At 65.4% G+C, this 6,000-nt stretch carries 7 protein-coding genes and 2 tRNA genes; 6 read left to right on the top strand and 3 right to left on the bottom strand.

The window, feature by feature from the left end:
- Window positions 1-383 precede the first annotated feature (383 nt).
- Window positions 384-1,259: an oxidoreductase gene (locus VH112_00290; GenBank protein ID HEX4538655.1), complete on the top strand. Its 876-nt coding sequence runs from the start codon at window positions 384-386 to the stop codon at window positions 1,257-1,259.
- Between the two features lie 104 nt (window positions 1,260-1,363).
- Here VH112_00290 and VH112_00285 read toward each other — a convergent pair.
- The 3 genes from VH112_00285 to VH112_00275 form a co-directional block, all read right to left on the bottom strand.
- Window positions 1,364-1,436 (bottom strand) — tRNA-Arg (locus tag VH112_00285).
- A 71-nt stretch (window positions 1,437-1,507) separates the two neighbouring features.
- A tRNA-Ser gene (locus VH112_00280) sits at window positions 1,508-1,596 on the bottom strand.
- Between the two features lie 721 nt (window positions 1,597-2,317).
- Complete coding sequence (locus VH112_00275; GenBank protein HEX4538654.1) at window positions 2,318-2,974, bottom strand: TetR family transcriptional regulator; 657 nt, start codon at window positions 2,972-2,974, stop codon at window positions 2,318-2,320.
- A gap of 333 nt (window positions 2,975-3,307) precedes the next feature.
- Here VH112_00275 and VH112_00270 point away from each other — a divergent pair, with 333 nt between their 5' ends.
- Genes VH112_00270 through VH112_00250 form a run of 5 tightly spaced genes read left to right on the top strand, consistent with a single transcriptional unit; the run spans window position 3,308 to window position 5,466 of the window.
- Window positions 3,308-3,499 carry a hypothetical protein gene (locus tag VH112_00270; GenBank protein HEX4538653.1) on the top strand — a complete coding sequence of 64 codons (192 nt, stop codon included), beginning with the start codon at window positions 3,308-3,310 and terminating at the stop codon, window positions 3,497-3,499.
- Between the two features lie 32 nt (window positions 3,500-3,531).
- Window positions 3,532-4,005 carry an Asp23/Gls24 family envelope stress response protein gene (locus VH112_00265; protein HEX4538652.1) on the top strand — a complete coding sequence of 158 codons (474 nt, stop codon included), beginning with the start codon at window positions 3,532-3,534 and terminating at the stop codon, window positions 4,003-4,005.
- Window positions 4,002-4,355 carry a hypothetical protein gene (locus VH112_00260; GenBank protein HEX4538651.1) on the top strand — a complete coding sequence of 118 codons (354 nt, stop codon included), beginning with the start codon at window positions 4,002-4,004 and terminating at the stop codon, window positions 4,353-4,355. The genes VH112_00265 and VH112_00260 overlap by 4 nt, the downstream gene beginning before the upstream one ends.
- Complete coding sequence (locus VH112_00255) at window positions 4,352-4,876, top strand: hypothetical protein (protein HEX4538650.1); 525 nt, start codon at window positions 4,352-4,354, stop codon at window positions 4,874-4,876. Before VH112_00260 ends, VH112_00255 begins: the two co-directional genes overlap by 4 nt.
- Window positions 4,873-5,466, top strand: coding sequence for a hypothetical protein (locus VH112_00250; protein ID HEX4538649.1), 594 nt, complete (start codon window positions 4,873-4,875; stop codon window positions 5,464-5,466). Before VH112_00255 ends, VH112_00250 begins: the two co-directional genes overlap by 4 nt.
- The last annotated feature ends 534 nt before the right edge of the window (window positions 5,467-6,000 follow it).

The following is a 6,000-nucleotide window of genomic DNA, read 5'->3' as shown; positions in this document are numbered from 1 at the left end:
CCGCCGCGGCGGTGAGGGCAAGTACGTAGGAGTGACGTCTCCTCGGCGGAGGTGGAGCCGGATACCAGCCCGCGGGGGGACCCCAGACACCCGAGCCGCCGTTATCGTCGCCCCCAGCGGCCGCGTCGTCTGGCGGCTGCTCTGTGCGCTGGGCGTGCACCGGGGCAGTCAAGGTGCCCAGTGGCGCGCCCCCCTGCTCCGGCGTTTCCGATGATGGATGCAGTTCGGACATGGCGCTTTCCCTGCCTTACCGGCCTCTGATGTGGCTACGTATGCTTCAGTGAACAGACGTCCACTGAGGCTCAGGCGGGGGTCAGCTGTGGGCCCGCTGGGAATCGCGGTGCGCCGCCAAACGCGTCGAGCTTGGCGGTAGTAATGGTGTCATGAGCGTCGATACCTTTCGTCTTGCCGGCCGCTCGGTCCGCCGGGTCGGATTTGGAGCCATGCAATTGCCGGGACCGGGCGTCTTCGGGCCGCCTCGGGACCGAGACCAGGCCCTCGCCATTCTGCGCAGGGCAGTGGAGGCGGGAGTCAACCACATCGACACAGCCCAGTTCTACGGTCCCGACGTGGCCAACCACCTGATCCGCGAAGCCCTGTCCCCCTACCCGGAGGACCTCGTCACGGTCTCCAAGGTCGGTGGCTTCCGGGACGATCAGGGGGGATGGTTGCCCGCCCAGAAGCCGGACGAGCTGCGGACCGGGGTGGAGGCCAACCTGCGCACCCTGGAGATGGACCAGGTGCCGGTGGTCAACCTGCGACGGTTCGAGGGCACGCACGTGCCCTTCGAGGATCAGCTGGCGGCCATGGTGGCGATGCGGGACGAGGGCCTGATCGGAGGCATCGGCCTGAGCAACGTCAGCCTCGACCAGTACCATCAAGCGCGCTCGCAGACCGAGATTGCGTGCGTGCAGAACGCGTTCAGCGTGACCGACCGCTCGGGGCAGCCGCTTTTGGACGCCTGCGGGGAGGACGGTGTGGCCTACGTCCCGTTCTTCCCGCTCGGTTCGGCCTTCGCCCCTGACAACCCGTTGCTCGGCGCCGTCGCGGTCAGAGAGACGGCCGACCGGATTGGAGCCACCCCGGCGCAGGTCGCGCTGGCCTGGCTGCTCGCGCTCGCCTCCCACGTCCTGCTCATCCCCGGCACCTCATCACTTCCCCACCTCGAGGAGAACCTGGCAGTCGCCGGCGTCGAGCTCGACGCAGAGGCGATGGCCGCCCTCGACACCGTGCCTCAGACCACACCCGGCCACGCCTAACCGGCTACCGCTCAAGAGCTGAGCCGCGCACTTTGCGGGGTCCGAGCAGAGGGCGTACGTATGAGCCGGCGTAATGGCGATCCGCCTGACCTGGTACTTCTCAGCGCGCTCGGAGGGATTCGAACCCCCAACCTTCTGATCCGTAGTCAGATGCTCTATCCGTTGAGCTACGAGCGCTGGGGCGGTACAGCATATTTGATCACCCCGCGCCGGGGACCGGAGCGCCAGAGGATCGACCTTGGACCGCGCGGAGAGGGAGGGATTTGAACCCTCGGACCCGGTCTCCCAGGTCAACTCATTAGCAGTGAGTCCGATTCGGCCGCTCTCGCACCTCTCCGAGAGTCAAGTCTAGGCGAAGAGAGGACCCCCCATAGGCAGACAGGTCGACTGTAGAACATGCCTCTCCAGCAGGCATTTTGGGGCCAGAAGGACCACGTGGAGCCTCTAGCGCAGTCGCTCGTTTGGAGTCCGCAGTCAGCGATCCGCAGCCTCCGCTCGATGCCAGCTCGCTGGCACTCGATGGATCGCATTCTGGGCCAGCTACTTCGCACCATTTCGCTACGAGCTCGGCCCGGTCTACTTTCTGCCGCTCGTGGTGTCGTTGGCCGCGCTCACGGCGAAGGGCCTGGAAGCCGTATGGGCCGCCTCCGGTCGCCGGAGCCATAAGGGGATCCTCGCGACGGTCGCTGGGTGCGCTGTGCTCCTCGGCCTGTTCGAAGGAGCACGCACGTATCGAGATGGCAGCTTGACGCGGGTGGTCGGAAGCCCATCGCATCTACCCCGACCGCGCTGGCGCAAGCGAGCAATGCAATCGGTCGCCCGCCCGCCCTCTTGTTCCTACCCGATCCATCCGTGGGCTTTCTTCCGCCGTTGCACAACAATCCTGCTCTGGAGGCCCCCCGCCTGTACGGCGCTGAGTTACCTGGCCAAGACCCGCTCGTGATCGCGAGGGCGCACCCAGGGCGACGCGCCTTTCGGCTCGTCGGTCGCCCGGACGGCTCGGTGGAGGCCCAGCCGCTCCGGTGAGCAGTGAGAGCTCCGGCCCTCTCCGATCGACGCTACGGCGCCAGCCGCCGACGGCCTCGGGGTCGACGCGGCCCAGGTGTCTCCGGACTCGTCGCCACTTCCAGAGCCCGCTCGGCGACAGTCACTAGCGCGCCCTGGCCACCCTCGGCCAGCCATACCCTCACTGCCACGTTTAGGGCGCTCATGGTTGAGGCTGCCCGCACCCGAGTAGCGAGATCGGGGGCGTCCATCCCGGCCTGTACCGCTAGCTCATCGGCCAGTGTCAGTTCCCAGGAACGCAGCACTCGTAGGCTGCGGTCTACTAGGCGCGCGTCTTGAGCCACGAGAGCCGCCCGGGTTAGGAGGGGCTGGTGCTCCTCGGCGAGATAGCTCGCGAAGTTGAGTAGGACCTGTTTGAGCGCCACCAGGTCCGTCGCCGCGCTCGGGCACTCGCGGAGCATCCGGCGCAGCTCGCTGATCTGGCCCTCCTCATAGCCGAAGAGAACGTCTTCCTTGGAACCGAAGTAGCGGAAGAAGGTCCGTGGAGATACCTCGACGGCGGCGGCGATCTCCTCCACCGTGGTGTCTTCGTAACCGTTGGCCTGGAAAAGGGTGAAGGCCGCCGCCTCGAGCTCTCCGCGTAGCCGGGCCTGCTTACGCGACCGCAGACCCTGCCCGGCAGATTCCTCCTGGTCGCCATGTTTGGTCATCGGCAGATGAAGGGTATCTCAAGTCACAGGATGTCAGAAGTCAGTATAAGTCAACTGTCAGCGAGTGAGGCTGTCGAAGGACACGGCGACCGAAGAGCAGACAGTGAGCGAGGAGCTGCGCAAGGAGCAGATCGACACCGAGCGCGAGCCCCGCTGAGTCCTGCGCTTGATTCCGCCTTGCGTGCTCATCCATGCAGCCGTGGCAGCCCGGGTGCGCACATGAGGTGCCGCCCCGAAACCCTGCATAGCACGGATCGTCGAGAGGGCGGAAGCTGAGAATTGATCAGCTCCTGCGGGTTTCTCCCGCCGTTTGATCAAGAAAGGAGAGAGCTTGTGTCACGCCGACAGTATGGATTCCTCATCGGTTTCTTGTTCGTATGGCTGGCTTGGGCGGCGTCCTGGGTGGTGCTGGGGGCCGTGGCCGCCGGTCTACTCGGGTACCTGGTTGTGAGGGTCCTCGAGGGTGATCTGGGCTTCGACATGGACACCGTTACTGATCGATTCAGAGACCAGACCCGGCGGTAGGGCCGGAACAAGAGAAGGAAAGGATCAACCTGATGACCGAAGCCTCCGCGAAGGACTCTGCTGGCGCTCGTTCAGGAGCGCCCAGGAGCAGAAACGGGGCTGGGCAAGCAGGTGCCCAGCTCAAGACAGAACGAGGGACGACCAGTATCTCGGACTCGGTGGTCGCAAAGGTCGTGGGCCTGGCCACCAGGGAGATCCCCGGAGTTCAGGCCATGGGCAAGACCGTGGCTCGAACCATGGGGGCGCTCAAGAGCGCGCTTCCCGTGGTTGATGCCGATACCACGTCCCAAGGGGTCTCAGTTGAAGTAGGCGAACGGCAGGCGGCAATCGACCTGGACATCGTGGCCTACTACGGACAGAGCATTGTCGATGTCGCCGAGGCCGTACGCAGGAACGTGGCCGATCGAGTCGAGGGGATGACCGGCTTGGAGGTCATCGAGGTCAACGTCACCGTCGATGACATCTACATCGAAGGCTCTGAGGATCAATCAAGCAGGGTCGGATGAGGGCCGCCGAAACCGACCCGGGGGCGCTGGCCCGATCGGTGGCCGACGCGGCCAGTGCCGTGGCGGGTGTGGCTCGGTTGTCAAGCACCGGCCCGGTAGAGGTGGCTACATACTTCGCGGGAGGGAAGGTCAACGGCTTCAGGCTCCGAGACGGCAAGGCCTGGGTCCACATCGTCATCGACCGCCTGCCGCTGGAGCCAGTGGCTGAGGCAGTACGAGCTGCTGTGACCGCGGTCATGGCCAGACTGGGCCAGAGCTGCGAGGTGGTGGTGGTCGTGGAAGGCCTGGAACTCGACCACCTGCCACCTCCCTCGGTGACTCCATTGCGTCCAAAGAAGACCCGCGTATGAGGACCCTCAACCGCCTGCTCTCCCTGCTGCTAGGCCTGGCTCTAGCGGTAGCCGGGGTCTTTGTGATGATCGAGGTCATCCTGGCCGCCGCCGGTGAATCCTTCGTCGTTCTTCCGGCCCGGCGCTGGCTGGGATGGCTCAAAGCGACGCCGTGGTCAGCGGCATCGGTCATGGCCATCCTCTCGGCCATGACTCTGGTCGGGCTCATACTCCTGGTGGCCGAGCTTCGCCCCTGGAGGAGTCGACGGATGCCGGCTCCGGTAACCGGACGTGGTGACTGGTGGCTGCTGCGGGGCTCCACCGAGCGCTACCTCAGGCGCCACCTGGAGTCCAAGACGGTGGCTAACAAGGTCCGGCCGACGCTGTCGACGCGGAGCGGTCCGTGGCGCGTCCGGCTGAAGGTAGATGCAAGAGAGGGAGCCAGACCGGAGATCGAACAGCGGACCCGTGCGGCGCTCCATGACCTGGGTGTCGAGCAGACGGCCCTGAAAGTCAAAAGCATAGGGAACCGGCGGCCATGAGCGATCGAGCCAATCGGGTCGTTGGGACCACCGTGGCCTTGATCCTGCTGGTAGGCGGAGGTCTGGGCCTGAGCGTAGCCACTGGGGTCTTCGGCCGCTCCTCGGCTCAGGCCCACGTGGTGACCTCGACCTTGGCCCGCCATTGGAGGATGGGGGGCGCTGCGTCATTTGCTGTCGTCGCCTTCGTCGGCTTGATGATGACCGTCGGCGGCCTTTGGCTGGCGCGACGCCAGTTGGCACGCAACGAGGGCCGGTCGCGGCTGGAGGACTTCGTCGTACATCCACCAACTACCGGCGACGGAAGTCCCCATGGGGTCATAAGCGTTCGAGCGGCGTGCCTCAGCCACGGGCTGGAAGCTGATATCGAGCGCATCCCCGGCGTTGAAAGAGCACTCATCGGGCTCTTCGAGCCATCTGAGGCGCCTGAGGTGCGTGCCCGTTTGGATGTCATCGATGGTGTCGATCTCAACGCTCTGGCGGAGTCGGTTGGAGCGTCGCTGAATCGACTCGAGAGGACCGCATCGGTACACGTCGAGGACCTCGACATCACTGTGGGCTTCGTGAAAGGGGCACTGCCCCGGGTGAGTTGACACGTGGACGCTGCACGCACCAGCGGACGTGGAGGGGTCAATCCGAGGAGCTGCCTCCTGCAGGCGAAGGAGGCCGACGCACTTCAGCTGGGTCCCGTAGGAGAGATCGAACCCTTGGGCGCGGGGCGATTGTGTAGATGGGTAACAATGGAGTAGCAGCGATGAGTGTCGGAAGAACGCCGAAGCGGGGGCCACCAATCCTCGCGCTAGGTTTGCTCGCCGTTCTCGCCCTCGGGCTTGGCGCGTGTTCCAGCGCGGGAACGGGCACTAGTACCACTACTACAGGTGGCGGTTCGAACAGCGGCGGTGGGACCGGTGGAGGAGCGGGCGACACCACGACCACGCACTTGGGGCAATGATTGGCTCCAACGGCAGCACGGTGCTCGCGGCGAGTGACCCGTCGTCCGCGGACGTCAACCCGAGGCGTTCGCATGGTCATCCTGGTCATCCTGGCCAACATGGCCACGTGGTCGCTGTGATCCTCACCGGCGTCCGCTGCGCTAACTCGTCGTCACGCTGACAGCGTCGCGGCCT

This window comes from Acidimicrobiales bacterium, assembly GCA_036270875.1.
In the GTDB taxonomy this organism is placed as follows: Bacteria; Actinomycetota; Acidimicrobiia; order Acidimicrobiales; family AC-9; genus AC-9.
The sequence above is the reverse complement of the archived record's forward strand: the minus strand, read 5'-3'. Positions and strand labels throughout refer to the sequence as shown.

What these genes read in the sequence shown, in the direction of transcription:
- VH112_00290 (HEX4538655.1), top strand. Translation starts at nt 384, where the DNA reads ATGAGCGTCGATACCTTTCGTCTTGCCGGCCGCTCGGTCCGCCGGGTC.
- VH112_00275 (HEX4538654.1), bottom strand. Translation starts at nt 2,974, where the DNA reads ATGACCAAACATGGCGACCAGGAGGAATCTGCCGGGCAGGGTCTGCGG.
- VH112_00265 (HEX4538652.1), top strand. Translation starts at nt 3,532, where the DNA reads ATGACCGAAGCCTCCGCGAAGGACTCTGCTGGCGCTCGTTCAGGAGCG.
- VH112_00260 (HEX4538651.1), top strand. Translation starts at nt 4,002, where the DNA reads ATGAGGGCCGCCGAAACCGACCCGGGGGCGCTGGCCCGATCGGTGGCC.
- VH112_00255 (HEX4538650.1), top strand. Translation starts at nt 4,352, where the DNA reads ATGAGGACCCTCAACCGCCTGCTCTCCCTGCTGCTAGGCCTGGCTCTA.
- VH112_00250 (HEX4538649.1), top strand. Translation starts at nt 4,873, where the DNA reads ATGAGCGATCGAGCCAATCGGGTCGTTGGGACCACCGTGGCCTTGATC.